A 25,812-nucleotide genomic window follows, 5' to 3' on the forward strand; every position below is an offset into this window, starting at 1 on the left:
GAGAGCGGATGCCCCGTCGGGGCATCCGCTCTTCGTCTTCCTGCCGGCGCCCCGCGCTACTCGCGCGCGCCCGCGGTCCGGGCCACGCCCGATCGTTCGAGTGCGCGTGCGATGACGCGCCCGATCCAGATGAACAGCGGCGGGCTGGCGACCCAGCAGGCGAGCGAGATGATCCACGCCCACCAGGCGTAGTGCTCGGCGCCCATCGCGATGAACACGGCGATGCCGATGACGGCGCCGGAGATCACGCCCGAGAGGTAGAACAGCCACGGATCCCAGCGCCGGTACCGGGTCACGAGGAACGGGAGTTCGAGGAGCACGCCGACCAGCAGGCCCGTGCCGACGTACCGCCAGAACCACCAGGGCGCGAACGCGGCGCCGACGAGGCCCGCGATGAGTCCCGTGAGCAGGCCCGTTCCCGGTCGCTTCAGCAGCGAGAGGCCGACCACGCTCGGCAGGAAGTGCGACCCGATCGTCAGGCCGTACAGCAGCGGGCCGAAGAGCGCGAAGGCCGCGGCCAGGTACCCGGACGCGCCGGCGATGATCCCGCCGCCGACGCCGATCGCGGCGCAACTGAGCAGGATGCGGGTGCTCGTCCGGTGCACGTGGCTCCTCGAGGTGGATCGTGGTTCTGGCCCGTGTCGAGGGCCCCCTGCAAACCTACCGCCGCGCGCAGCCTACGATGGCAGGGTGACCACCTACGCCGAGGCGCATCCGCTGCAGCGGACGCGTTGGGGTCGTTACCGCCACTCGCTCTGGCTCCTGACCACGCGCGACCTGAAGGTGCGGTACTCGACGTCAGCGCTCGGCTACGTATGGTCGGTGCTCGACCCGCTCGTCATGGCCGGCATCTACTGGTTCGTGTTCACCCAGGTGTTCGACCGGTCGGTCGGCCAGGTGCCGTACATCGTGTTCCTGCTGTCGGCGCTGCTGCCGTGGATGTGGTTCAACGGTTCGGTGTCCGACTCGACCCGCGCGTTCCTGAAGGACGCCAAGCTCGTGCGGTCCACGATGATCCCGCGCACGATCTGGGTGAACCGGATCGTCCTGTCGAAGGGCATCGAGTTCCTGCTGTCGCTGCCGGTGCTCGCGCTGTTCGCGATCGTGTTCGGCGCGCAGGTGAACTGGGCCCTCGCGCTCTTCCCGCTCGGGATCCTGCTCCAGGCGGTGCTGACGTCGGCGATCTGCCTCATCGTCGCGCCGCTCGTCGTGTTCTTCCGCGACCTCGAGCGCGCCGTGAAGCTCGTGCTCCGGTTCCTGTTCTACGCGTCGCCCGTGATCTACGGCACGGCCGACCTGCCCGAGGGCTTCCAGTTCTGGGCGGCGTTCAACCCGCTGAGCGGCGTGTTCAGCCTGTACCGCGCCGGGTTCTTCCCGCGTGAGCTCAATTGGTTCGACATCGGGGTCTCGGCAGTGATGTCGATCGTGCTGCTCCTGGTCGGGCTCGCGGTGTTCCGCAGCGCGGAGCGTCAGGTGCTGAAGGAGATCTGATGGTCGTGGCATCCGTGGCGTCCGGTGGGGGCGCGGCATCCGGCACCGACGAGACCGCGATCCGCGTCGAGGGACTCGGCATCCGGTTCCGTCGGAACCGGCGCGGCCGCCGCTCGTTCAAGGACCTGCTCGCCGGGCGGCGCCGGCGCTCGCGCCCGGACGAGTTCTGGGCGCTCCGGGACGTCTCGGTCGAGGTGCGCGCGGGCGAGGCGATCGGCGTGGTCGGCCGGAACGGCCAGGGCAAGTCGACCCTGATGAAGCTCGTCGCGGGCGTCATGATGCCGGACGAGGGCCGGGTGACCGTGAGCGGCGGCGTCGCGCCGCTCATCGAGATCACGGGCGGGTTCGTCGAGGACCTCACCGTGCGGGACAACGTCTACCTCACGGCCGGGCTGCACGGCATGAGCCGGGCGCAGATCGACGCCCGGTTCGACGGGATCATCGAGTTCGCCGAGATCGCCGACTTCGTCGACACCCCGTACAAGCACCTCTCGAGCGGGATGAAGGTGCGGATCGCGTTCGCGGTGATCTCGCAGCTCGAGGAGCCGATCCTGCTCGTCGACGAGGTGCTCGCGGTCGGCGACAAGGCGTTCCGGGAGAAGTGCTACGCGCGCATCGAGGAGCTCCTCGCGGGCGGGCGCACCCTGTTCTTCGTCTCGCACAACGAGCGCGACCTGCGCCGCTTCTGCACGCGCGGGCTGTACCTCGACAAGGGTGCGCTGGTGCTGGATGCCCCGATCGACGACGTGCTCGACCGGTACAACGCCGACTACGGGCCGCAGGGCTAGCGGTCCGCCCGGAATCGGCACGATCGTGCCGATTGAGTAGACGCACCCCTCCTGAGCGCGCTAACCTTGGCCTGAATCAGCACGATCGCGCCGATTGGGGGGCACATGTCCGACGCTGAACTCCACACGGCGGGCACGCCCGAGGCATCCGCTGCCCGCATCGGCCGCGCACTGCGCTCCCGACGCAGGGAACTCCGCGTCACGCAGGAGGAACTCGCCGAACTCGCCGGCGTCTCGACGCGCTTCATCGGGGCACTCGAGGGCGGCAAGCCGACCGCACGCCTCGATCACGTCGCCGCCGTCGCGCTCGCGCTCGGCGTCGACCTCGGCATCACGACCACATGGTGACCGTCCGCCGCGCGACGGTCGTGAAGGGCGCCCGCCCCGCGGCGACCCTGGAGCGGACTCGCGACGGCGTCGAGTTCGCCTACCGCCCGGAGTACCTGGCCGACCCGGGCAGTCGGCCGGTCGCCACCACGCTGCCGCTCTCGGATGCCGCGGTGCGCACGGCGTCGGGCGCGGTCCCGCCGTTCTTCGCCGGGCTGCTGCCCGAGGGGCGACGACTCAGCACCCTGCGTCGTCGCGTGAAGACCTCGGCCGACGACGAGTTCGGCCTGCTGCTGGCGATCGGCGGCGACACGATCGGCGATGTGCGCGTCGTCGACGACGGTGCCGTCGACGACCGTGCCGCCGAGGACCCGGCGACCGAGGCATCCGACCTCAGCGGCCTCACCGTCGATCGCGACTTTTCCGAGATCTCGTTCGCCGACGCCCTCGCCGAGGGCAGCCTCGTCGCACTGCCCGCGCTCGCGGGCGTCCAGGAGAAGGCGTCGGCGCGCGTCATCAGCCTGCCGGTGCGCCGCCGGGGCGAGCGGTACATCCTCAAGCTGGATCCGCCCGAGTATCCGCACCTCGTCGAGAACGAGGAATTCTTCCTCGACCTCGCGCGCAGCGCCCGGCTTCCGACGGTCGACGCGCGCATCGTGCGCGACCGCGACGGAATCCCCGGCCTCCTGGTCACGCGATTCGATCGGATGCCCCGCGCCGACGCCCCGCTTCCGCTGGCCGTCGAGGATGCCGCGCAGGCGCTCGGCATCTGGCCGGCCGACAAGTACGACGTGAGCTTCGAGGAGGCCGCCGTCGCGCTGCTCGCCCACACGCCGGGACGGGCGATCGCGGCACGGGACCTCCTTCGGCAGCTCGCCTTCGCGTGGCTCACCGGCAACGGCGACCAGCACGCGAAGAACCTGTCGATCATGCAGACGCCGGACGGCGAATGGCGGCTCGCCCCCGCCTACGACCTGCCGTCGACGTTCCCGTACGGCGACGACACGATGGCGCTCCGCGTCGAGGGGCGCGACGTCCTCACGCGAGCAGGATTCGCGGCGCTCGGTTCGCGCCTCGGGCTGCCCGAGCGGGCCGTCGCACGCTCGGCGAGATGGGCGGTCGATGCGACCGAGGGGCTCGGCGACCGGATCGAGGCCGGCGCCCTCCCGTTCCCCGCGCGGACGAACGCGAAGCTCGCGCGGGTCGTCCGGCGGCGACGCGACGAGTTCAGCTAGAAACCGGCACGATCGTGCCGATGCCCGGGTCACCGATGCGGGGCATCGGTGCCAGCGGCCGCAGAACCGCACGATCGTGCCGATCCTTCGAAGGCACGGTCGGGCTCCGTGCGGCGGCCGGAGCCGCCGTCAACCCGCTGCCCCGTGCCGGACAGCGCACCTAGACTCCCTGCATGCCCGAACGCGTGCACACGATCACCTCGATGGGGGCGGATACCCCGGTCGAGTCCGCGAGCGAACCCGGATCCACGTCCGCACCCGGGTCCGCCACCGCATCAGCCGGGACACCGTCGCCGGATCAGCGCGCCGGCATCGACCGGCTGGTCGACCGGGTCCTCGCGATCCACCGACCGATCGTGGTCGCGCACCTGCGGGGCATCCGTCGGCGCTTCCCGACCGCGACACCGGACCAGCTGGTGCGCATCCTCGAGCGCCGCTACCTCGCCGCCGTGACGACCGGCGGCGCGGCGGTCGGCGCGACCGCCGTGATCCCGGGCATCGGCACGGGCGTCACGCTCACGCTGTCGGGCCTCGAGACCGCGGGATTCCTCGAGGCGACCGCGCTGTTCGCGCAGTCCGTCGCGGAGGTGCACGGGATCCCCGTCGACAGCCCGGATCGCGCCCGCGCGCTCGTGATGACGCTCATGCTCGGGAACGAGGGCAGCGACCTCGTGCGCCAGTTCGCGGCGCAGGCCGGCGGCGGCGGCGTCGCGCGGAGCGCCTACTGGGGCGAGCTCGTCACGAACACCCTGCCGAAGGCGATGATGGGCACCGTCGTGGACCGCCTGCGCCACGTGTTCGTGAAGCAGTTCGCGGTGCGCGGCGGCGGGAGCGTCATCGGGAAGGCGCTGCCGTTCGGCATCGGCGCCGCGATCGGCGGCATCGGCAACCACGTGCTCGCCCGCCGGGTGCTCACGCAGTCGCGGCTCGCGTTCGGCGCGGCACCCACGCGCCTGCCCGACGAGCTCGAATCGGCCGGCCAGGACACCCTCCTCCAGGCCACCGGCCGCCGGGCCGTGCACCTCGCGGAGGCCGTCGGCGGCCTCGCCGCCGCATCCGCGCGGGCCTCCTCGCGGGGCTTCCGGCGCGTCGGCGAGGCGGCCGTGCGCCGCACGCGCCGCGCCGTGACCGCGGGCGAGGAGCCCGACGACGACGGCACGACCGACGGTTCGGAGCCAGCGCCGACGGCAGCGGAGCCCGACGAATCGACGGGTGCGACCGGCGCGACGACCTGAGCGGCGCGAGCGGGACGGCTAGCCGAGCTCGTCCTCGTCGGCCTCGCCCTCCTCGTCGTGGTCGTCGACCTCCTCGTCGTCGGCGTGCAGGGCCGCGAAGCGCTCCCACTCGGCCATGAGGTGGTCGATCGCGTCGTGGAAGCGCGCGGTCGTGGCGCCGGGCGTCGTGTCCCCGAAGTAGCGCTCGACCCAGTACCCCAGGCGTGCCCGCGCCTCCGGGTCCTCCGCGACCTCGCTCACGCGCGCGAGCATCGACGCGCCCGCGTCCGCACCGGTCGCGGGATCCGGGGCCGCATTCAGCCACTCGCACGCGCCGAGGTACCCGCTCGTGTCGATCACCGCGGCCGGGTTGGCCGGACGCGTGATGAGCAGCGGCTTCCCGGCCGCGAGGCGGTCGTAGACCATCGCCGAGATGTCGACGATCGCGACATCCGCCGCGGAGAGCTGCCAGCCGAGTTCCGGGCCGTCGTCGTAGACGTGCCGTGCGCCCGGATCGGCCGCGTTCACCGCCGCGATCGCGTCGATGATCGCGCGGTTCGCGACGCCGTACTCGTGGTCCACGACCCCCGAGCGCGGATGCGGCCGGTAGACGACCCGATGCCGCCCGGTCGCGAGCAGCGCGGTCACGAGCGCCACGCCGTGCGAGGCGATCGAGCCGTACGCGGCCGCACCGCGGTCGCCCTCCCACGTCGGCGCGTAGAGCACGACCGTGCGCTCGTCCGGCGTGTACGGCAGCGTGCCCGAGTAGTGGTCGGCCTGCGGCCGGCCGATCGGGATGGCGCGCTTGTCGAAGTCGTAGTCCCAGAGCACCTTCTCGAGGCGGGCGCGGGCCGCGTCCCCGGCGATCAGGGCGTAGTCGTACGCCTTGAACTGGTTGGTGGTCATGTACATCTTGTCGGACTCGCCGTGGTTGATGAACACGTGCCAGCGGCGGCCGTACCGCATCATCTGGAAGTTCTTCGCGTTCTGGTTCACGTAGAACACGACGTGCAGGTCCTGCTCGTGGATGACCCGCTCGAGGTCGACCACGCGGCGCACGTACGCGACCGGCAGTGGCGACTCGCGCAGCATCGCGAGGGCCGCACCCGACGCGCGGCTGAGGACGAGCACGGGATGCCGCTTCGAGAGCTCGGCGAGCGGCTTGTACCACTGGCGCATCTGGTAGAGGTTCACCTTGCCGTCGGCGAAGTACACGCCGACGCGGTAGTGGTGGGGCTCGAGCGGCGGCTGGGCCGCGAGCGCCTCCGCGAGCTTGCCCTGCGCCTTGCGGTTGCGCATGACGTCCTTGACGAGTCGGATCCCACGTCGAAGGTCCTGCCGCAATCCCATCCCCTCAGGCTACCGAGCGCATCCGAGCGGAAGCTCCGGGCCGGGCGGGAGGGCGCGGACCGAGAGGGGATCGTTACCGGGCATCAGATGATCGGCGGGCGCCCGGCGCGGGTCATCCGCCAGACCGTGCGCCAGCGGAGCCGACGCCGGCCGCCCGGGTCCTCGCGCCAGCCGGCCGCCCAGCCGCCGAACCACGCGCGCAGGTCCGCCGGGCGGCGCGCCCAGCGGAGCACCTGGATCCCGGTCCACGCGCCCACGTACAGCGGCGCGAGCGCCGCCGGCAGGTTGCGCTTGGCGAGCCATACCCGGTTCCGCGCATTCAGGCGGAAGTAGTAGGAGTGGCGCGCGGGATCGATCACCGGATGCGCCGCCTCGAGGTCGCCGGCGTACCACGCGACGCGCCCCGAATCCCAGACCCGCCACGCCAGCTCGATGCCCTCGTGCGCGTAGAAGTACGGGTCGCCCCAGCCGCCGATGCGCTCGAACACGTCGCGCGGCATGAGTACGGCGCCCTCCCAGCACGAGAACACCGGCGAGGACTGCGCCGGGTCGCCCTTGCGGATGCGCGGGATCCACCGCCGGGGCGACTCGAGCCCGGTCGGGTCGACGACGCGCGGCTGGACGAGGCCGAGCTCGGGACGCGCGGCGAGCATCGCCGCGCCGCGCGCGAGGAAGTCCGGGTCGGGCAGGAACGCGTCGTCGTCGAGGAAGAAGAGGATGTCGCCGCCGACGGCGGGAACGCCCCGGTTCCGCCCCGCCGGGATGCCGAGGTTCTCGGGCAGGTGCACGGCGTGCACGCCGGCCGGCAGCGGCGGGTCGGCGGTCGCCGGGTCCCAGCCGTTGCCGACGACCGCGACGTCGACCGCGACGTCGCGCTGGTCGAGGACGCTCCGGATGCCCCGCACGAGGTCGTCCGGACGCCGGCCCATGGTGAGCACGACCACGCCGATGCGGGGCATCCGCGGGCTGCCGCCGTCGGAGGCGCCGGGGGCGCCGCCCTCGTCGAGCCGGTCGGCCGGCGCGTCAGGCCCGGACACGACGGGACGCGAGGATCGCGACGAAGTGCCCGAGGACCGCGAGGATCGAGAGGGGCACGAGGGCGACGAGCACCACGCGGTCGACGAGCGGCTGGCCGGCGAACAGGCCGACGACCGCCGCCGCGAACGCGATCAGCGTGAGCTCGACCGAGTGGTACAGGCGGTGGAACGGCACGAACCGCGCCGCCTTCCGCAGCGTCGCGACCAGGCCGCCGCGCGGCGCGCTCTCGCCGTGCGTGTCGGCGAGCTTCGCCAGGCCGGCGTTCGCGCGCGCGACGTGCACCATGTCGTTCAGCGCCTTGTTCAGCACGATCACGAGCGCGAGCAGCGTGCCGAGGGTCGTCCAGAGGAAGTCCTCGGGGAACTCGAGCGGATACGCCGCGGCGCGGATGCCGAGTGCGATCGGGATGAGCGCCTCGGTCGTGTAGTGGCCCACCTTGTCCAGGAACACGCCCGCGGGCGACGACGTGCGGCGCCAGCGCGCGACCTCGCCGTCGCAGCAGTCGACGAGCATCTGGAGCTGGCCGAGCACGACCGCCAGCAGCGCGCCCCAGATGCCCGGGACGAGCAGGGCCGCGGCCGTCGACCACCCGACGAGGATCATGAGCCCGGTGACGCCGTTCGCGCTGATGCGCGTGCGCAGGAGCACCCAGGTCAGGTACGGCGACAGGCGCCGCAGGTAGAGCGACGCCGTCCAGTGCTCGGCGTTCCGCCGGCCCCGGACCTCGGGCGGCTGGGCGACGGCCTTCAGCTCGGCGATGCTCGACGGCTTCGCCGTGACCGGCGCGGAGTCGGACATCGTCATCTCCCGGTGTGTCTCGCGATGTCGGAGGTCAGCGCCAGGGAGCCGAGCACGAAGCCGCTCCCCCACGCGACGTGGATGCAGGGCAAGACTACGAGAAACCACCCCGCGGTGCCCGCACCCCGGCCGCGCGCGACCGCGAGCATCGCGGCGACGACGAACAGCGCGTAGACGGCGGGCGCGAGGAACCCGAGCAGCGCCCACGGCGCGGCGCCGACGGCGAGCTGGACGAGGCCGACGAGGCCGGTGAGGGTGCCGAGCACGACGCCGATCACGGTGACCGGCGGGATCAGGTAGCGGATGCCCGTCGAGCCGGGGAACCGGCGTGCGAGCTCGCCCCGCCAGAGCCCGGTCGAGAACATCTGGCGCGCGAGGCGGTCGAGGCTCGCCCGGGGGCGGTACGTGACCGCGAGCTTCGGCGTGAACCAGACCGTGCCGCCTGTCTCGCGGAGGCGCCGGTTGAGCTCCCAGTCCTGGCCGCGCTTGACGGTCTCGTCGAAGAGTCCGACGCGCTCGAGCGCGTCCTTGCGGAACACGCCGAGGTAGACCGTGTCGGCCGGGCCCTCCTCGCCGCCGACGTGGAACGACGACCCGCCGAGGCCGACCTTGGTCGTGTACGCGATCGCGACCGCACGCTGGAAGGCGGTCTCGCCCTTCGCGTCCATGATGCCGCCGACGTTGTCGGCGCCCGTGCGCTCGAGCGCCTCGACCGCGATGGCGGTGTAGTCGGCCGGGAGCGCCGAGTGCGAGTCGACCCGGACGACGACCGGGTGGCGCGCGGCGCGGATGCCGATGTTGAGGCCCGCGGGCGTCGACCCGACCTCGTTGTCGAGCACGCGCACGCGCGGATCCCGCTCGGCGAGTTCCGCGACGAGCTCGGCGGTGCCGTCGATCGACGGACCGAGGGCGATGAGCACCTCGACCGGGCCGTCGTAGTGCTGTCCGAGGATCGATTCGACCGCCTCGAGGACATGCAACACGTCGTTCAGCACCGGCATGACGTAGGAGACGCCGGTGGAGGTCGGCGACGCCGCCTCCTGTGGCTCTTGGGGCAAGGTTCCTCACTCGTGCTCGGTCGATCGAGCCTAGCAGCCGGACCCGGCCGGGCCCGGGCGAGCGCGATGCGCCGGACACGCCGCGGGGCCGACGCCTTCCGGCGCCGGCCCCGTGCTCAGAGGAGGAGGCGAGGGCTAGCCCTCGTAGGTGCCGAGCGTCACGTCCACCGTGTACGACTGGCCGTCGCGCGTGTAGGTGAGCTCGACGGTCGACGCACCGGCCTGCGCGCGGACCTGCGCGGTCAGGTCGACCTGGTCGGTGATCGGGATCCCGTTGAACTCGGTCACGACGTCGCCCGACTGCAGGCCGGCCTCGTCGGCCGGTCCGCCCGGGGTGACGTCGGCGATCAGCGCGCCGACCTCGGTCGCACCCTCGGCGGTCTCCGCCGAGGTCACGGTCGCGCCGAGGAGCCCGTGGGTGGCCTCGCCGTTCTCGATGATCTCCTTCGCGACGCGCTCGGCGAGGTTCGCCGGCACCGCGAAGCCGAGGCCGATGCTGCCGGCCTGGCCGACGCCGCCCGCGGAGAGGATCGCGACGTTCACGCCGATCACCTTGCCGTCCGAGTCGAGCAGCGCGCCGCCCGAGTTGCCCGGGTTGATCGAGGCGTCCGTCTGGATCACGGGGATCGAGATCGTGCCGGCGGCGGCGGTCTGCTGCTGGCTCGGCTCCTGGCCGTCGAAGTTCCAGAAGTCGAACGGCTCGTCGCCGCCCTGCTGGCCGTCCTGCCCGTCCTGGCCGTCCTCGGTCGTCTCCGGCACGGCCGACGACGCGACCTCGATGCTGCGATTCAGCGCGCTGACGATGCCGTTCGTGACGGTGTTCGACAGGCCCATCGGCGCGCCGATCGCGATCGCGAGGTCGCCCACGTTGAGCTGGTCGGAGTCGGCGAACTCGAGCGGCGTGAGGTCGGAGACATCCGCCATCTTGATCACGGCGAGGTCCGAGAGCGGATCGGTGCCGACGACCTCGGCCGAGAAGAGCCGGCCGTCGGCCGTCTTCACCTGGATCGTCGGGGCGGCGGTCGCGCCGTCGAGCGTGACGACGTGCGTGTTCGTGAGCACGTAGCCGTCCTTCGACAGGACGATGCCCGACCCCGTGCCGCCCGCATCCGAGGAGGCCACCGAGATGGTGACGACGCTCGGGCCGGCCTTCGCGGCGACGGCCGTGACCTGGGTCACCGACTCGGTGTCGTTCACGACGATGTTCTGCGTGCCGGTCGCGTCCTCGCGCACGACGCGCGGCTGGTTGCCGAGCGTGAGCGCGGTGATGCCCGCGCCGGAGGCGCCGCCGAGCAGGGCCGCCGCGACGACCACGCCGCCGATGAGGAGGCCGGTGTGGCGCTTCTTCTTGGGCGCGCCCGAGGCCGCCGGGGCCGGCTGCGGACCGCCGAACGCGGGCGGCACCTGGCCGGATCCGGGCAGCGGCTGGGTCGGCTGGGTCTGGTACGCGCTCTGCGCGCCCTGGTACGGCTGCGGGGCCTGGCCCGGCGCGTACAGGGTCCCGGTCGGACCGACCGGCGCGGGCGCGGGCTGGGCTGCGGCGGGTGCCACGGGCGCGGCGGGTGCGGCCGGCGCTGCGGGTGCCACGGGCGCCGCAGGCGCGGCGGGCGGGACGGTCTGCCCGCCGGCGACCGCGCTGCCGGCGGGAACCGGTGCGGGCGCTGCGGGTTCGGGCGCCGCGGGGACGGCTGCGGCCGGGGCCGGGGCATCCGCCTCGACCGGGGCCGTGGGCTGCGCCGCGGCGGGAGCGGCCGGTGCGGCCGGCTCCTCGGGCGTCACGGTCGATTCCGGCGTCGTCGCCTCAGCGGTCTCCGCCGGCTCGGGAGCGGACGGTGTGCGGTTCGAGCCGTTCTGTTCATCGGACATTGCTGCTCCTTCCAAGCGAGGACAGCGTCCCCCGCCAACCTGTGCACGCCATGCGCGGTCTCTATGAGTCCGCTATCCCTTCACGGTGAGTCATCCGAGCCGGGTGATTCAGCCTAACCAACCTCCACTGGCCTACCGTGTGAGGGTGACCAGCCGATTCGTCCCGCCGCCGTGGCAGCGCACCGCGCAGGCCGCGGGACTTCTCGCCGACGACGGCGGCGTGCGCCCCACGATCTTCGCCGAGATGAGCGCGCTCGCGGCCCGGACGGGCGCGATCAACCTCGGCCAGGGCTTCCCCGACGAGGACGGCCCGGCCGAGGTGCTCGAGGCCGCGCGCGACGCGATCGCCGCCGGCGTGAACCAGTACCCGCCGGGCATCGGGCTGCCCGTGCTGCGCGAGGCCATCGTGCGGCACCAGGCGCACTGGTACGGCCTGCAGTGGGATGCCTCGACCGAGGTCCTCGTGACCGCGGGCGCCACCGAGGCGCTGGCCGCGACGATCCTCGCGTTCGTCGACGCGGGCGACGAGGTCGTCGTGCTCGAACCCGCCTACGACGCGTACGCGGCGCTGGTCGCACGGGCGGGCGGCGTGCTGCGCACGGTGCCCCTGCGGTTCCCCGACTGGCGCCCAGACCCCCGCGAACTCGCGGCCGCGGTGACGGACCGCACGCGGGTCATCCTCGTGAACTCGCCGCACAACCCGACCGGTGCGGTGCTCGACCGCGAGACCCTCGAACTCGTCGTCGAGCTCGCGACCCGGCACGACGCGCTCATCGTCACCGACGAGGTCTACGAGCACCTCGTGTACGACGGCGCGCACGTGCCGATCGCGACCCTGCCGGGCGCGCGCGAACGGACCGTGTCGATCTCGTCGGGCGGCAAGACGTTCTCGACGACGGGCTGGAAGATCGGCTGGGTCACCGCGCCCGCACCGCTCGTGACCGCGGTGCTCGCGGTGAAGCAGTACCTCACGTTCGTGAACGGCGCGCCGTTCCAGCCCGCGATCGCCGCGGGGCTCGACCTGCCGGACGCGTTCTTCGCGCGCGCCGCCGCGACCCTGCGCGACAAGCGCGACCTGCTCGGTGCCGGGCTGACCGCGGCCGGGTTCGACGTCTCGCCGCCGCAGGCCGGCTACTTCATCGTCGCGGATGCCTCGCCGCTGGGGCATCCCGACGCCGACGAGCTGTGCCGCGCGCTGCCGGGACTCGCGGGCGTCGTGGGCGTGCCTGTGTCGGCGTTCCTCCAGCCCGAGCGTCGCTCGACCGTGCGCAGCCTCGTGCGGTTCGCGTTCTGCAAGCGGCGCGAGGTGCTCGAGGAGGCGGTGGCGCGGCTCGCGACGCTCGCCTGAGGCGAGTCGTGGCCCGCGGTCCGCGGGCCGCGGCCGGGTCGTGGCACGCGCACCCGCCCCGCCCCGCCCCGCCTCAGCGCGGGACGACCCGGAAGCGCCGGAGCGCGAGTGCCGGATTCAACCGGCGGACCGCCGCGATCCGCTCGCGCGAGACCCAGGCGATCGCGACATCCGCCTGCTCGCCGATCGTGGCGATCTCGACCCCCATCGGGTCGACGACCATGCTGTTGCCGGCCCCGATCGGCGGGACGTGGTCGGCGGCCGCGACGTAGACCGTGTTCTCGAGGGCGCGCGCGGTCGTGAGCGTGCGCCAGTGCGCCTCCTTGAGCGGGCCGCGCACCCATTCGGCCGGCATGAGGACGACGTCGGCGCCCGCGTCGACGATGCGTCGCGTGACCTCGGGGAAGCGGACGTCGTAGCAGGTCTGCAGGCCGAAGCGCAGGCCGTGCGCGTCGAAGACCTCGGGCTCGTCGAGGTCGCCGGCGACGACGCGGTCGCTCTCCGTCTGGCCGAACGCGTCGTACAGGTGCAGCTTGCGGTACCGCGCGACGAGGTCGCCGGCCGGGTCGAGCGCGACCGCGGTGTTCGCGAAGCGCGCGGGGTCGCTCCCGCGCTCGAGCACTCCCGCGACGAGGTGGATCCCGAGGTCGGCGGCGAGCGAGCCGAGCGCCCGCACGAAGGGGCCGTCGAGCGGCTCGGCCGCGTCGACCATCTCCTGGCCCAGCTCGGGCGTGAAGAACATCGAGTACTCGGGGAAGACGACCACCCGGGCGCCGCGCTCGACCGCGAGCGCGGCGAGCCGCGCGATCTCGGCGAGGTTCGCGCCCGTGTCCGCGACGGGAGCGAACTGGGCGACGGCGAGGGCGAGGGCGGTGTCGGCCATGGTCTCAGGGTAGGGCGTCGGCACCGCGGCGCGGGCGCCTCGATCGCTCAGTCCGCGCAGGTGACCCGCTCGATCCGCGCGAGGCCCGGGTACCGACCGTCGTCGGCGATGACGAGGCTCGTCGCGACCCCGGGCCGGAGGTCCGAGAGCACGCGGGTCTCCTCGAACTCCGGGCCGCCGTCCGGGGTCGACGCGAATCCAACCGTCGCGGTCGCGGTCGTGCACGCCTCGGCGGGCACGACCTGCCAGGCCCAGCACGAGGTCCCGGACGCGCACGCGCCCTCGATCGCCTGGACCTGGACCTCGATCGTTCGGCCCGCGGCGCCGACCGGCGCGGTGAGCATCCGGATCCCGCCGAGGTCGCCGGCCACGAGCCGGGGCGCCGGCGGCACCGCGTCGGGCAGGGAGGCCGCGGCGACGGTCCAGAGGCAGAGCAGGGTGCCCACGACGCCGAGGACCCCGCCGACCCACGCGAGCACGCCGGCCGAGCCCCGCCACGCACGGCGGCGCCGGGCGGACTCGATCGCGAACCCGACCGCGGTGATGCCGACGGTCGTCACGACCCAGCCGCCGACTCGGCCGTCCAGGACGACGCCGAGCGGCGCGACCACAGCGACGATGCCCGCGAAGAGCGAGACGAACCCCGGGACCAGCCAGCCGCGGGACGGCCGTACGGTCGCGGTCGCGGTCGCGGTCGCGGTGCGCGCGGCCGGGCGTCGGCCGGCGCGGCCGGCACGGCCCGTGGCGCGGGGTGCGGACGGTTCATCCCAGTAGCCCGCCGGCGACCAGTCCCTCGGCCCCGAACCCGACATGCCCATCCGCTTCCTTCCGCCGGAGGACATCCTGTCGATCAGCGGGTCGGGGCGGGCAGCCCCCGTCCGGGTGCCGAGCGCGCCCGGCCGTCAGACGCGCTCGTCGTACGCGGCGCGCGCGGCCTCGATCCGCGGGAAGGCGGCGATCGCCCACTCGGCGAACGCGGACGCCGGGCCGATGAGCGTGCCGCCGAGGTCGGTCAGCTCGTACTCCACGCGCGGCGGGACCTCGGCGTGGACGGTCCGGGTCACGAGCCCGTCGCGCTCGAGGTGGCGGAGCGTGAGCGTGAGCATCCGCTGCGAGACGCCCGGGATGTGCTGCTGCAGCTCGCTGAACCGGAGGCGCCCGCGCTCGAGGGTCGCGATGACGAGCAGCGACCACTTGTCGCCGATGCGGTCGAGGACCTCGCGGATGCCCCGGCCGTCGCCGTGGCTCGACGCGCAGCTGCCCTCGTAGGCGCTGCGGTGGGTCGCGGGAGCGTCGGCGAGCGGCTGCATGGTTCCTCCGGTGTGAGCGGGGCACACGGATGTGCCTTTTGCACGCGCCTGTCCGATCACTGATCATGAGGCTGCGAACAAATCGTAACCCTCGAACGTCAGGACTCCCCCATGCTCGTCGCCCTCTGGATCGTCAACGGCCTCGCCGCGCTCGCATTCCTCGCCGCCGGCCTCATGAAGGCCACCCGCCCGAAGGAGGCCCTCGCCGCGAACGGCATGGCCTGGACCGAGGACTTCTCGGCCGGCAGCATCAAGGCCATCGGCGCGCTCGAGGTGCTCGGCGCGCTCGGCCTGATCCTCCCGCTCGCGCTCGGCCTCGCGCCGATCCTCACGCCGCTCGCCGCGACCGGCCTCGCGATCATCATGCTCGGCGCGATCGTCGTGCACGTGCGCCGGAAGGAGTCGGCCCTGCCGTCGATCGTCCTCGCGCTCGTGTCGATCGCGAGCGCGGTGCTCGGGTACCTCGTCGTCCTCGGCTAGGACCCCGACGTCCGGGCCGGGTCCTCGACTCGTCGTGCCGTGCCCGGACATGGAGAAGGAGAGCACCGCGGTGCTCTCCACTTTCAGGATACCGCCGCCGGGGGGCCTTGCCGCAAGGCCCCCCGGCGGGCGCATACTGGTCCACCGGCCGCCCCGCACCCGGCCCGGCCGATCGAGCACCGCCTGGAGCAACTCCTGATCACCACCGCATTCGCACTCCCCGAACGCCTCGCCGCCAAGACCGATCCCGCACTCATCGGCGACGACGACCGCCACTTCGCGGCCATCGGCGCCCGCATCGGGCGGGCGACGGCCGAGGCATCCGATCGCCTCGCCGACGTCCGGCGCCGACCGGCGGGCCAGGGCCAGGAGGCGCTCGACCGCGACCTCGAGGTCCACCGCCTGACCGGCCGCATCCGCACGCTGCAGCGCTACGCGCTCGACCTCTGCCTGGGCCGGTTCGTGCCCGCCGACGGCGGCGCCCCCGTGTACGTCGGCCGGCTCGGGCTGGCCGACGAGGACGGCGCGCGCCTGCTCGTCGACTGGCGCTCCCCCGCGGCCGAGCCGTTCTTCGCGGCGACCCACGGCGCGCCCATGGGACTCGCGAGCCGGCGCCGGTACCGCTGGGCGAACGGCCGGGTCGTCGACTACTGGGACGAGGTCTTCACCGAGGACGGCCTCGACGATCCCAGGGAGCGGGCAGCGCTCGACGACCAGTCCGCGTTCATCGCGAGCCTCGGCGCGAGCCGCTCGCCGCGCATGCGGGACGTCCTCGCGACCATCCAGTCCGACCAGGACGCCGTGATCCGCGCGGGCTCGCGCGGCGCGCTCGTCGTCGACGGCGGGCCGGGAACCGGCAAGACCGTGGTCGCGCTGCACCGGGCCGCCTACCTGCTGTACACGGATCCCCGCCTCGGCGACCGCCGTGGCGGCGTGCTCGTCGTCGGCCCCCACCGGCCGTACCTCGACTACGTCGCCGACGTGCTCCCGAGCCTCGGCGAGGAGGGCGTCGCGACCTGCACGCTGCGCGACCTCGTGCCCGAGGGCGCGACCGCGGGCATCGAGCCGGACCCGGCCGTCGCGGCGCTGAAGTCGTCGGCGCGGCTCGTCGACGCCGTCGAGGCGGCCGTGCGGCACCACGAGCGGCCGCCGACGATGGAGTTCGTCGTGGAGACGCCGTGGTCGGACATCCTGGTCGAACCCGAGGACTGGGCCGAGGCGTTCGCCGCGCCCGAACCCGGGACGCCGCACAACCTCGCGCGCGACGAGGTCTGGGAGGAACTGCTCGCGATCCTCGTCGACCGCGACGGCGGCGCCGCGCCGACGCACCTGCTGCATCGCGCACTCGCCGGCCACGACGGCCTCCGCGCGGCCTTCGGACGCGCGTGGCCGGTGCTCGACCCGGTGGGCGTGATCGCCGACCTGTGGTCGGTTCCGACGTACCTCGCGGCGTGCGCGCCCTGGCTCGGCGCCGACGACGTGCGGATGCTCCGCCGCGACGATCCCCGCGCCTTCACCGCGTCCGACCTGCCGTTCCTCGACGCCGCCCGCCGGCGGATCGGCGACCCCGAGGCGCCCGCCCTGGCGCGACGGCGCGAGGCGGAGCAGGCGATCGAGCAGCGGGAGCGCGAGCGCGTCGTGGAGGATCTGGTCGCGGCCGACGACTCCGAACTGCTCGTCATGTCGATCCTCAAGGGCCAGGACGCGCGGAACTCGCTCGCCGACGACGCCTCGACGATCGCCGACCCCGACGACCTCGCCGGCCCGTTCGCGCACGTGATCGTCGACGAGGCGCAGGAGCTCACGGACGCGGAGTGGCGGATGCTCCTCGCGCGGAACCCGTCCCGGAGCTTCACGGTCGTCGGCGACCGCGCGCAGGCGCGACACGGGTTCGCCGGCTCGTGGGAGGAGCGCCTCGCGCGTGCGGGCATCGACCGGGTCCGCATCGCGTCGCTCACGGTGAACTACCGGACCCCGGCCGAGATCATGGAGGCCGCGGCGCCCGTGATCCTCGAGGCGATCCCGGACGCGAACGTCCCGACCTCGATCCGGCGCAGCGGCATCCCGGTCGAGTACCGGCCCTTCGCCGAACGCGACGCGATCGTCGACGGATGGCTCGCCGAGCACCCGGACGGCGAGGGCGTCGCCTGCGTGATCGGCGATGCGACCTTCGCCCCGCGCGACCGGGTGCGATCGCTGTCGCCCGAGCTCGCGAAGGGGCTCGAGTTCGACCTCGTGGTGCTCGTCGACGGCGGGGCATCCCCGGAGCGCGGGGCATCCGTAGGGCCGGGGGCATCCGCCGATCTCGAGGCCGCCGTCGACCGCTACGTCGCGATGACGCGCGCGACCCGGCGGCTCGTGGTGCTCACGGCCGCGTGAACCGACCCGTCACGGGGCGCGGGCCCGCGGGCCCGCACCTCAGGCCGGAACCGCGATCGCCGCGAGCAGCACGTGCTGCTGGCCCGAGTGCATGTCGCGGTCGCCGAAGGACCCCTGCACCCGCGGGCGCGGGAACGAGATCTTGATCGCGCGGATCGACGGGAGCCGGAAGATCCGGACCTGGTCCGGCTCGGTCGCGTAGAGCCGGGCGATCACTGCCGGGTCGACGACATCGGACGCGCAGACCCGCGCGAACGCCGCGTCGTCGGGCAGGAACACGTCGAGCGTGAGCCAGAACGGCCCCGCGTTCTTCGCGCGGACGAGGTCGGCGAGCTCATCGAGCGGCTGGCTGGGCACTGGGGGCCACCTCCTGGAAGCGGGTGCGGAAGAGCTCGCCCTCGTCGTCGACGGCGATCACGTGCTGGAGCACGAACTCGTAGGTCGCGCCGCGCTCGATCTCGGCGGGCGAGGTCGCGAACGCGAAGCTCGGCAGGTGGGTCATCCCGTGCAGCGGCAGGTGCAGCATGATCGGGTTCGCGATCTTCGCGATCGCGGTGGCGGTCGCCTGGTCGGCGGCGCGCGCCCGGAACAGCACGCCGACCTCGCGGGGTGCGGCGCCGCCCGGTTCGAGGTCGCCGAGCACGGCGTCGTGGCCGTAGGCGCGGAGTTCGGTCTCGTACTCGCCGCGCTCGAGGCCGAGGAGGCCCTGGATGCGGCGGCCGAGCTCGAGGTCGAAGCGCGCGAGCCAGGCATCCATCTGGCCGAGGATGTGCGGGTCGCGGATGCCGACGAGCGAGATCGTCTCGTAGCCCGCGAGCGCGGCGCCCTCGAGCTTGATGGTCGGCTGGTCGGCGGGCTCGAACCGCGAGCCCTCGACGCGCGTCGCGCGGTCGCCGACCGCGGTGTAGACGGCGTCGCTCGCGTCGAGCGTGCCGGCCGGCTCGCGGAGGCGGAACGGGTCGGCGTTCTCGTAGAGCATGTGGGCGGCGACCGTCATCGGGGTGGCCGCGGCGTGCTCGTCGAGCGGATGCACCGTGAAGCCGTCGTCGTCGATCTCGACCATGACGCCGCCGCCGAGCGGGTCGGTCGTGCACTGGCTGCCGCACTCGACGGTCTTCGCGGCGTGCCAGGAGGGTCCGGGCGCGATCCCGCGGCCGAGCGCGATGCCGGCGACGGACGCGGTGTCGGTCGCCCGGCCGGCGAGCACGAGGTCGGCGCCCGCGGCGAGCGCGGCGCTGATCGGCGCGTGTCCCATGAGCCCGACGACGTGCTCGCAGCGCAGCACGGTCGCCTCGTCGAGGTCGGCGGCGGGTTCGAGCGCGCTGACCCGGCCGTCGCGGAGCGCGTCGAGCACGGTGCCGCGGGCGAGCTCGCTCGAGATCGTCGCGAGGCGGAACGACAGGTGCTCCTCCTCGGCGATCTCGCGGGCGATCCCGGCGACCCACTCGAGTCCGGCGTCGGTGCCGGCGGTGCCGCACGAGGTGACGACGATCGGGATCCCGGCGGGGCGCGCCTGGACGAGCAGCGACCGCAGGTCGCGCTTCACGGCTGCCTTCGAGGTCTTCGGCACGCCGGCGCCGAGGTAGTGCGGGCCCGAGTCGGTCGAGCCGCCGTCGACGGCGATCGCGTCGGCGCCGAGCCGGATGCCCCGGGCGACGGTCTCCTCGGGGAAGCCGCCGCCGAGCATGCCGATCGGGAAGATGATGCGCACGGATGCCACGTCGTCGTGTCCTGTCGTCTCGTCGAACCTTGCCCACTGAAGATATTTGCTATAGCAAGTGGTGTCAACTCCGGACTCGGAACGCGAGGCGCTACCGTCGAACCTGTCGACGGAGGGGACGCGTGAGTCTGGACGGAACATTGCCGCAGGTCGCCCGAGCGGGATCGCTCGCCGAGCAGGCGTACCTCGCGCTGCGCGAGAGCATCGCCGACGGCCGCCTCGCCCCCGGCACGCGCATCACCGAGCGCGAGCTCGCGGCCGCGCTCTCGGTCAGCCCGACGCCCGTGCGCGAAGCGATCGGCAAGCTCGAGCACGAGGGGCTCGTCGAGCGCGTCGGCGCCCGCCGGCTCCAGGTGACCGACCACCCGGCGACCACGCTCAGCGAGCTGATGGAGGTCGAGGCGATGCTCCGCGGCGCCGAGGCCCGGTTCGCGGCGCGGAAGATCGCCCCCGACGCGATCGCGCGCATGCGCGACCTGATCGAGCACGCCGTGAGCGCCGCCGACACGCTCTCCACAGCGGAGCGGTTCGCACTCGCCGAGGAGTTCGATGCCGAGATCGCGCGCGCCGCCGCGAACCCGGCCCTCCGCGCCCTCGTCGAGAACTACATGATCTTCAGCGCCGACCGCCGCCTGCACGAGGCGCAGCGCGGCGCGCTCGACCCGGACTGGGTCGCCGGGCGGATCGCCGACCACCGTGCGATCCTCGACGCCCTCGCAGCGGGCGACGAGGACGCCGCCGAGCGGCTGGTCCGCGCGCACGCGGCGTCGGCCCCAGTGCCGCCGATCGGCGAGGCACCCCGGGACTGAGCGACGCGCCGGGTCGGGGCATCCGCCCCGGCGCTCAGGACCCGTAGCCGCGCATCGCGCGATACCCGTCGAGCGTGAAGTCCGGGCCGTCGATGAAGTCGAGGTCGCGCCGCTCCGACGCGCGCACCGCCGCGACCGCGTCGCGGAGGCCGGCGAGGCCCTCGCGCGGCACGATCACGATGCCGTTCGCGTCGCCGTGCAGGAGATCGCCCGTGCGCACGACCTGCCCGTCGACGAGCACGGGGTCGCCGACCTTCGACAGCTCGAAGTTCGCGTGCGAGACGACCGCGTGGCGCATGAAGTAGTGGAAGCCCTTCGCCCGCACCTCGTCGAGGTCGCGCAGCGCGCCGTCGGTGACGATGCCGATCGCGCCGAGCCGCTTGGCGAGCGTCACCATGATCTCCCCCGCGTACGCGACGCGGTGCGGGGCGCCGCTGACATCCTTCATCACGATGACGACCGGCCCCTCGCAGGCCTCGAGCGTCGCCCAGAGGTCCCAGTAGCCCTCCTGGCGGGCCGGGCGCCCGACCGCATCGTCGACGGTGACGGTGAGCGCGGTGCCGACCATCACCCCGAGCTCGGGGAAGGCGCACGCGACGTTGCCCCCGAGGTATCCATCGCTGCGATCGCGCAGGTCCAGCCGCTCGAGGGCGTTCGCGATCGTGGGGCTGTCGACCCCCTGCAGGAAGGCCAGGTCGGCCTGGTCGAGCCCGGGTACGGTGGTCATCTCGCGTCCTCCTCGATGCGGTGCCGATCCGATCGTTCCCGCGATCGGACGGATGTATCTATTTGCAATAGCAAATGGTAACGTCACGGATCACAGATCCCGGCGTCGCCGAACGAGGCCCGCCGGCACCACGACGATGGAGTCAACGCTGTGAACGCCACCCCCACCCCTCGACGCCGAGGGCGCTTCCACCTCCGCGTCGCGCTGCTCGTCGCGCTCGGCATCTTCGCCCAGGAATCGGTCTGGAACTTCCACGACGCCCAGACCCCCGTGACGCTCTCGCAGTACACCACGAGCGCGGCGCTCATCGGCCTCATCATGGGCCTCGACAACATCATCGGCATCTTCGTCCAGCCGCTGATCGGCTTCATGAGCGACCGGACGCGGTCCAAGTGGGGCCGGCGCACGCCCTACATCGTCGTCGGCGTCCCGATCGCGGCCGCCCTGTTCGCGCTCATCCCGCTCGCGCCGTCGTTCCCGATCCTCATCGTGGTCATCGTGCTGTTCTCGCTCACCGCGAACTGCTTCAAGCCGATCACCGAATCCCTCATCGCCGACCAGCAGCTGCCCGAGCACCGCAGCAAGGGCAACGCGGTCGCGAAGGCGGCGTCGAGCCTCACGATCATCATTGCCGCGCTGCTCAGCCTCTTCGTGGTCGACGAGAGCGTCGAGCTCGCGTACCTCATCCCCGCCGGACTCATGATCGTGTGCGCCGCGATCCTCGTGCTCGCCCTCCGCGAATCGCGCAGCGCCGGCTACCGCGCGATCGTCGCCGAGGACCACGTCGACGGCGGCGAGAAGCTGCGGCTCGGCGGCATCCTCAAGGACCTTCTCACCGACCGCGACCGCAGCCGCCTCATGATGGTGCTCGCCGTGGTCGTGGTGTGGGGCACCTGGGCCGGCCTGCGCGCGATGCTCACGCTGTACGGCGTGGAGCAGCTCGGCCTCACCCGCGGCCAGGCGGGCGGCTTCACCCTCCCGGCGGGCGTCGCCTTCATCGTGGTCGTCATCCCGGCCGCGATCCTCTCCGACCGCGTCGGGCGGCGGCTCGTCATGCGGATCAGCCTCGTCGTGTTCGCCGCCGGCACGCTCGTCGCGTTCGCCTTCAACGGCTCGTACGAGGCCACCCTCGCCGGCGTGATCATCGCGGCCTGCGGCTACTCGGGCTTCGCGGTGAACGCGGTCGTCGTGCTCTGGAACCTCGCGCCCAGCCAGCGCATGCTCGGCACCTACACCGGCATCTTCGCCGTCGCTCAGGCGATCGGCTCGTCGGCCGGCCCTGCGGTGCTCGGATCCCTGGTGGATGCGACGGGCTGGGCCTACCTCATGCTCTTCGTCGCCGGAACCGCGGTCATCGGGCTGCTGCTCACCTTCGGCGTGCGCCGCGAGAACTCGGCGAGCCAGCTCGCGGAGGAGTCCTACCTCGTCGAGGCCGAGGAGGCGGACGCCGGCAGCGAGGCCGGCGCCGGTGCCGACGAGGACGTCCGGACCCGCGGCTGACCGTCGCGGGTGCTCGCCGGGCCGGCCGAGTCGGCCCGCGAGCACGCCGTCGATCCGCCTCTGGCGCCCCGACCGCCCTCGGGCATAGGGTTCCCCCGGGTGAAGCGGGGACGATTCCCCGGATGCGGACAGACAGGGGGAAAGCCATGACGGATGCGACGAAGCCGACGATCGTGCTGGTGCACGGGGCGTGGGCGGACGGATCGAGCTGGGACGCGGTCACGCGGGCGCTGCAGGCGCAGGGGTACCCGGTGCTCGTCCCGCCGAACCTGCTGCGCGGCCTCGCCGACGACGCGGCCTACATCGCCTCGTTCCTCGCCCAGCGCACGAGCGGGCCGGTCGTGCTCGTCGGGCACTCGTACGGCGGCGCGGTGATCACGAACGCCGGGGCATCGAGCCCGAACGTGCGCGCGCTCGTGTTCGTGAACGCCTTCATGCCCGACGAGGGCGAGACCGTCGTCGACCTGGTCGGCCCGTCCGGTTCGGCGCTGGCCGTGGAGGATCCGACCACGATCTTCGACATCGCCGGATACCCGGGCGCACCTGAGGGCGTCGCCGAGGTGTTCCTGAAGCCCGAGGTCGTGCACGCCTCGTTCGCGCCCGACCTCGACGAGGCGAGCCGGTGGACCATCGTCGCGAGCCAGCGACCGGCGTCCCTCATCGCGAACGTGACCCCGTCGGGGCCGCCCGCGTGGCGCGTCCTGCCGAGCTGGGCCGTCATCGGCACGGACGACAAGGTCATCCCGGTCGGGCTGCTCCGGCACATGGCCGAGCGCGCCGGATCGACCGTGACCGAGGTCGCGGCGTCGCACGTGTCGATGGTGTCGCACCCGGACGTGTCGGTGCAGGCGATCCTCGCGGCGGCCGCGTCGGTCTGAGGCCGGCACGAGGGCGGGCGCCGACGCGGCGCCCGCCCTCGTCACAACGTGCGGCTGAACGTCACGCGGTGCTCCCCCGGGCCGTCGTAGTCGGCCCGGGCGAGCACGCCGTCGATCTCGACGTCGCCCGCGATCGCGAAGCCCAACGCGAGGTGGAACGCCTGCGACCGCGCGTTCACTGGCCCCGTGATCGCGTCGACGCGTCGGCAGCCCGCCGCGCGGGCCTCGTCGAAGAACGTCTCGTAGAGCGCGCGGCCGAGACCCGCGGCGCGCAGGTCGGGCCGGACCCCGACGAAGTGGATGTACGCGACGCCCGGCTGCGCCGAGGAGCGGAAGCCGACGAGGAATCCGGCCAAGCCCGAGGCATCCGTCGCCCACAGGCTCGTGTCGCTGAAGTGCTGGAAGAACAGGCGCGGCAGGAGCGCCGGCAACGGCGCGCGGGTCATGCCGCCCCACCAGTCCAGGAGCACGGCCTGCGCGGTCGCGTGGTCGTCGTCGCGCGGCCGTCGGAGCGCGACGCCGTCCGGGAACCGGACGCCCGGCGGCGGGGTGATCGGCGGTTCGCGGCGTTCGGGTGCGTCCGGCTGCGCGGTGTCGTCGGCCATGCGTCGATCATGCCGGGTGGATGTCTCGTCGGCGAGGTTCGCGGCGGCCTCCACCCCCGATCGCGGGCATCGCCATCGCGCGGGCGGCTTGCGAGGATCGGTCCATGACCGCACAGCAGGGGCTCCGGACCGCCCTCAAGGAGATCCTCGGGCCCGCGGTGCGCGCCGCCGGCTACCGGGGATCGGGTACCACCTGGCGCAAGGCGAACGAACACGGCGACCTCGCGATCGTGAAAGTCCAGTCCTCGATGTTCAGCTCGGCGGGCCTCCTGCCCTGCGTCGTCAACCTCTCGCTCGCGCCGACCCCGTGGGTCGACCGGATCCTCGAGAAGGCCGTCCGTCGGCCGAAGACCATCGGCGAGAGCTACGGGATGTACCGGCGGCGCCTCCACCCCACCGGCGCACCGCCGGTGATCGACACCTGGTGGGAGATCACGAGCGAGGATGCCGCGGCCGACGCGGTCCACGACATGGTCGCGCAGCTCCGCGCCGACGGCCTGCCGACCCTGGACCGGCTGCTCGATCGCTCGAACCTCCTGGCCACGATCCGGGCGCACGACCTCGGGTTTCCCGCTGATCCCGAGGAGGCCGACCTGACCCCGTACTTCCTGCGGTGCGAGGCGCTGATCCTCGCCGACGAGGGCGACCGTGCCGGCGTCGATCGGGTCCTCGCGGACCTGGCCGCGCACCCCGAGCCGCCGGACCAGCAGCCGGACGGCTTCGCGGAGTGGGTCCGCGAGCGAGTCGGCGTACGCTCGATCCCGTGAGCAGGATCTTCACGACGAGCGTCAGCGCGGTGTATCCGCTCTACATCGCCAAGCTCGAACGCAAGGGCCGGACGCAGGCCGAGCTCGACGAGGTCATCCACTGGCTGACCGGGTTCGACGACGACGCGCTGCGCGCGCACCTCGACGCGGGCACGACCTTCGAGGATTTCTTCGCCGACGCGGACCTGAATCCGAACGCGTCGCTCATCACCGGCGTGGTCTGCGGTGTGCGGGTGCAGGACATCGAGGATCCACTGATGCGGGACATCCGCTACCTCGACAAGCTCGTCGACGAACTCGCCAAGGGCAAGGCGATGGGGAAGGTGCTGCGGGAGGGCGCGACGCCATGACCACGGTCACCGCGGTCCGCGGCGACATCACCGAGGAGCGCGTCGACGCGATCGTCAACGCCGCGAACAACGGGATGCGCGGGGGCGGCGGCGTCGACGGAGCGATCCACCGGGCGGGCGGGCCCGCCGTGCTGGAGGACTGCATCGCGCGCTTCCCCGACGGGCTCGCGACCGGGGACGCCGGATGGACGACCGCGGGCGACCTCCCGGCCCGTTGGGTGATCCACACCGTCGGCCCGAACTTCGCCGCGGGCGAGCGCGACCGCTCGCTCCTCGAGTCCTGCTATCGCCGGGTGCTCGAGGTCGCCGACGAACTCGGCGCGCGGAGCGTGGCGTTCCCACTCATCAGCGCAGGCGTCTACGGCTGGCCGCGCGCGGACGCGATCGAGGCCGCGGTCGCCACGATCGCCGCAACCCGGACCCGGGTCGAGGAGGTCCGGCTCGTGGCGTTCGACGACGCCGTGCACCGGCAGATGCAGGCGGTCGTGCTCCGGCTGTTCCGGCCACCGACCGGTGCCGGCACGGTGGGCTCCCTCTTCGACCGTGATGTGGCCCAGTGGGGACTCCGCGGCGACCCGTACGTCTGGAGGGCGCTCCGCGCCCGGTTCGCCGACACGCCGCTCCCGACGGACTGGTTCTCCCTCCGGTCGCTGCTCACGCGGGCAGTCGAGGAGGTGATCGGAACGCCGCTCACGTCGGCCGCCGACGCCGTGTACCTGCCGGAGTTCGACCCCGGCCACGGGATGTCCGCCGGAGCCGTGAGCCCGGCGTGGTGGGCGCAGACCGGGATCCCGATCCTGCTCGACCGGCAGGCGGCGCTCGCCGATCCGCCGTCTCCGCCGGAGCCGCCGACCGGCCCGGAGCCGCCTGACGCGTGACGGCCGACCCGGC

At 73.2% G+C, this 25,812-nt stretch carries 27 protein-coding genes; 14 read left to right on the forward strand and 13 right to left on the reverse strand.

The genetic code is table 11. The annotated features are described in order from the left end of the window. Positions 1 to 56: 56 nt before the first annotated feature. Positions 57 to 605, reverse strand: a complete 549-nt coding sequence (locus ACDF64_RS16895; RefSeq protein ID WP_394552511.1) for an ECF transporter S component — start codon at positions 603 to 605, stop codon at positions 57 to 59. Positions 606 to 690: 85 nt separating this feature from the next. Here ACDF64_RS16895 and ACDF64_RS16900 point away from each other — a divergent pair, with 85 nt between their 5' ends. The 5 genes from ACDF64_RS16900 (at position 691) to ACDF64_RS16920 (ending at position 5,076) form a co-directional block, all read left to right on the forward strand. Then, positions 691 to 1,491, forward strand: coding sequence for an ABC transporter permease (locus ACDF64_RS16900; RefSeq protein ID WP_394552512.1), 801 nt, complete (start codon positions 691 to 693; stop codon positions 1,489 to 1,491). Next, complete coding sequence (locus tag ACDF64_RS16905) at positions 1,491 to 2,279, forward strand: ABC transporter ATP-binding protein (RefSeq protein WP_394552513.1); 789 nt, start codon at positions 1,491 to 1,493, stop codon at positions 2,277 to 2,279. The genes ACDF64_RS16900 and ACDF64_RS16905 overlap by 1 nt, the downstream gene beginning before the upstream one ends. A 105-nt stretch (positions 2,280 to 2,384) precedes the next feature. Next, positions 2,385 to 2,627 (forward strand): helix-turn-helix domain-containing protein, encoded by a 243-nt coding sequence (locus tag ACDF64_RS16910; RefSeq protein WP_394552514.1) that lies wholly within the window; start codon positions 2,385 to 2,387, stop codon positions 2,625 to 2,627. Then, on the forward strand, positions 2,621 to 3,841 hold the full coding sequence (locus tag ACDF64_RS16915; RefSeq protein WP_394552515.1) for a type II toxin-antitoxin system HipA family toxin: 1,221 nt from the start codon (positions 2,621 to 2,623) through the stop codon (positions 3,839 to 3,841). Before ACDF64_RS16910 ends, ACDF64_RS16915 begins: the two co-directional genes overlap by 7 nt. 173 nt (positions 3,842 to 4,014) lie before the next feature. Next, positions 4,015 to 5,076: a hypothetical protein gene (locus ACDF64_RS16920; protein ID WP_394552516.1), complete on the forward strand. Its 1,062-nt coding sequence runs from the start codon at positions 4,015 to 4,017 to the stop codon at positions 5,074 to 5,076. Positions 5,077 to 5,094: 18 nt separating this feature from the next. Here the strand turns inward: ACDF64_RS16920 and ACDF64_RS16925 are convergent, their stop codons facing one another. From ACDF64_RS16925 to ACDF64_RS16945, 5 genes are all read right to left on the reverse strand, one after another. After that, positions 5,095 to 6,405, reverse strand: coding sequence for a hypothetical protein (locus tag ACDF64_RS16925; protein WP_394552517.1), 1,311 nt, complete (start codon positions 6,403 to 6,405; stop codon positions 5,095 to 5,097). Between the two features lie 83 nt (positions 6,406 to 6,488). Then, complete coding sequence (locus ACDF64_RS16930) at positions 6,489 to 7,364, reverse strand: glycosyltransferase family 2 protein (protein WP_394555186.1); 876 nt, start codon at positions 7,362 to 7,364, stop codon at positions 6,489 to 6,491. 64 nt (positions 7,365 to 7,428) lie between these two features. After that, entirely contained in the window at positions 7,429 to 8,241 is an 813-nt protein-coding gene (locus ACDF64_RS16935; RefSeq protein ID WP_394552518.1) for a CDP-alcohol phosphatidyltransferase family protein, read from the reverse strand. A 2-nt stretch (positions 8,242 to 8,243) separates the two neighbouring features. After that, on the reverse strand, positions 8,244 to 9,242 hold the full coding sequence (locus ACDF64_RS16940; RefSeq protein ID WP_394555187.1) for a glycosyltransferase family 2 protein: 999 nt from the start codon (positions 9,240 to 9,242) through the stop codon (positions 8,244 to 8,246). Between the two features lie 192 nt (positions 9,243 to 9,434). Next, positions 9,435 to 11,165, reverse strand: a complete 1,731-nt coding sequence (locus tag ACDF64_RS16945; protein WP_394552519.1) for a S1C family serine protease — start codon at positions 11,163 to 11,165, stop codon at positions 9,435 to 9,437. 139 nt (positions 11,166 to 11,304) lie between these two features. On the opposite strand from ACDF64_RS16945, the gene ACDF64_RS16950 reads away from it, so the two are divergent. Then, complete coding sequence (locus ACDF64_RS16950; protein ID WP_394552520.1) at positions 11,305 to 12,513, forward strand: aminotransferase class I/II-fold pyridoxal phosphate-dependent enzyme; 1,209 nt, start codon at positions 11,305 to 11,307, stop codon at positions 12,511 to 12,513. A gap of 73 nt (positions 12,514 to 12,586) precedes the next feature. Here ACDF64_RS16950 and ACDF64_RS16955 read toward each other — a convergent pair whose 3' ends face one another. The 3 genes from ACDF64_RS16955 to ACDF64_RS16965 all read right to left on the reverse strand — a co-directional run bounded on the left by ACDF64_RS16955 (position 12,587) and on the right by ACDF64_RS16965 (position 14,706). Further along, a complete protein-coding gene (locus ACDF64_RS16955) occupies positions 12,587 to 13,396 on the reverse strand; it encodes a carbon-nitrogen hydrolase family protein (RefSeq protein ID WP_394552521.1) in 810 nt (269 codons plus the stop codon). A 47-nt stretch (positions 13,397 to 13,443) separates the two neighbouring features. Beyond that, positions 13,444 to 14,208 carry a hypothetical protein gene (locus ACDF64_RS16960; protein ID WP_394552522.1) on the reverse strand — a complete coding sequence of 255 codons (765 nt, stop codon included), beginning with the start codon at positions 14,206 to 14,208 and terminating at the stop codon, positions 13,444 to 13,446. A gap of 90 nt (positions 14,209 to 14,298) precedes the next feature. Then, positions 14,299 to 14,706 carry a winged helix-turn-helix transcriptional regulator gene (locus tag ACDF64_RS16965; protein ID WP_394552523.1) on the reverse strand — a complete coding sequence of 136 codons (408 nt, stop codon included), beginning with the start codon at positions 14,704 to 14,706 and terminating at the stop codon, positions 14,299 to 14,301. A 111-nt stretch (positions 14,707 to 14,817) separates the two neighbouring features. On the opposite strand from ACDF64_RS16965, the gene ACDF64_RS16970 reads away from it, so the two are divergent. Both ACDF64_RS16970 and helR read left to right on the forward strand, forming a co-directional pair. Continuing rightward, entirely contained in the window at positions 14,818 to 15,186 is a 369-nt protein-coding gene (locus tag ACDF64_RS16970; protein ID WP_394552524.1) for a DoxX family protein, read from the forward strand. 198 nt (positions 15,187 to 15,384) lie between these two features. Next, positions 15,385 to 17,565, forward strand: a complete 2,181-nt coding sequence (gene helR, locus ACDF64_RS16975; RefSeq protein ID WP_394555188.1) for an RNA polymerase recycling motor ATPase HelR — start codon at positions 15,385 to 15,387, stop codon at positions 17,563 to 17,565. A gap of 39 nt (positions 17,566 to 17,604) precedes the next feature. Here helR and ACDF64_RS16980 read toward each other — a convergent pair whose 3' ends face one another. Next, the gene (locus ACDF64_RS16980) at positions 17,605 to 17,922 is read right to left on the reverse strand and encodes a DUF4387 domain-containing protein (RefSeq protein WP_394552525.1); all 318 of its coding nucleotides are present in this window, start codon (positions 17,920 to 17,922) and stop codon (positions 17,605 to 17,607) included. After that, positions 17,900 to 19,285 carry an acyclic terpene utilization AtuA family protein gene (locus ACDF64_RS16985; RefSeq protein ID WP_394552526.1) on the reverse strand — a complete coding sequence of 462 codons (1,386 nt, stop codon included), beginning with the start codon at positions 19,283 to 19,285 and terminating at the stop codon, positions 17,900 to 17,902. The genes ACDF64_RS16980 and ACDF64_RS16985 overlap by 23 nt, the downstream gene beginning before the upstream one ends. A 122-nt stretch (positions 19,286 to 19,407) precedes the next feature. On the opposite strand from ACDF64_RS16985, the gene ACDF64_RS16990 reads away from it, so the two are divergent. Continuing rightward, positions 19,408 to 20,094 carry a GntR family transcriptional regulator gene (locus tag ACDF64_RS16990; RefSeq protein ID WP_394552527.1) on the forward strand — a complete coding sequence of 229 codons (687 nt, stop codon included), beginning with the start codon at positions 19,408 to 19,410 and terminating at the stop codon, positions 20,092 to 20,094. A gap of 34 nt (positions 20,095 to 20,128) precedes the next feature. Here ACDF64_RS16990 and ACDF64_RS16995 read toward each other — a convergent pair whose 3' ends face one another. Then, the gene (locus ACDF64_RS16995) at positions 20,129 to 20,821 is read right to left on the reverse strand and encodes an RraA family protein (RefSeq protein ID WP_394552528.1); all 693 of its coding nucleotides are present in this window, start codon (positions 20,819 to 20,821) and stop codon (positions 20,129 to 20,131) included. Between the two features lie 150 nt (positions 20,822 to 20,971). On the opposite strand from ACDF64_RS16995, the gene ACDF64_RS17000 reads away from it, so the two are divergent. Beyond that, complete coding sequence (locus tag ACDF64_RS17000; RefSeq protein WP_394552529.1) at positions 20,972 to 22,321, forward strand: MFS transporter; 1,350 nt, start codon at positions 20,972 to 20,974, stop codon at positions 22,319 to 22,321. 146 nt (positions 22,322 to 22,467) lie between these two features. Next, complete coding sequence (locus ACDF64_RS17005; RefSeq protein ID WP_394552530.1) at positions 22,468 to 23,199, forward strand: alpha/beta fold hydrolase; 732 nt, start codon at positions 22,468 to 22,470, stop codon at positions 23,197 to 23,199. Between the two features lie 41 nt (positions 23,200 to 23,240). Here the strand turns inward: ACDF64_RS17005 and ACDF64_RS17010 are convergent, their stop codons facing one another. Further along, positions 23,241 to 23,804, reverse strand: coding sequence for a GNAT family N-acetyltransferase (locus tag ACDF64_RS17010; protein ID WP_394552531.1), 564 nt, complete (start codon positions 23,802 to 23,804; stop codon positions 23,241 to 23,243). Between the two features lie 104 nt (positions 23,805 to 23,908). Between ACDF64_RS17010 and ACDF64_RS17015 the strand changes: the two genes are divergently transcribed. From ACDF64_RS17015 to ACDF64_RS17025, 3 genes are read left to right on the forward strand one after another with little or no spacing between them, the layout of a single operon-like run. Beyond that, on the forward strand, positions 23,909 to 24,571 hold the full coding sequence (locus ACDF64_RS17015; protein WP_394552532.1) for a DUF4304 domain-containing protein: 663 nt from the start codon (positions 23,909 to 23,911) through the stop codon (positions 24,569 to 24,571). Next, a complete protein-coding gene (locus tag ACDF64_RS17020; RefSeq protein WP_394552533.1) occupies positions 24,568 to 24,921 on the forward strand; it encodes a DUF2200 domain-containing protein in 354 nt (117 codons plus the stop codon). Before ACDF64_RS17015 ends, ACDF64_RS17020 begins: the two co-directional genes overlap by 4 nt. Then, a complete protein-coding gene (locus tag ACDF64_RS17025; protein ID WP_394552534.1) occupies positions 24,918 to 25,799 on the forward strand; it encodes an O-acetyl-ADP-ribose deacetylase in 882 nt (293 codons plus the stop codon). Before ACDF64_RS17020 ends, ACDF64_RS17025 begins: the two co-directional genes overlap by 4 nt. Positions 25,800 to 25,812 lie beyond the last annotated feature (13 nt).

The sequence above is a fragment of the Agromyces sp. MMS24-JH15 genome, from assembly GCF_043518605.1.
Lineage (GTDB): Bacteria > Actinomycetota > Actinomycetes > Actinomycetales > Microbacteriaceae > Agromyces.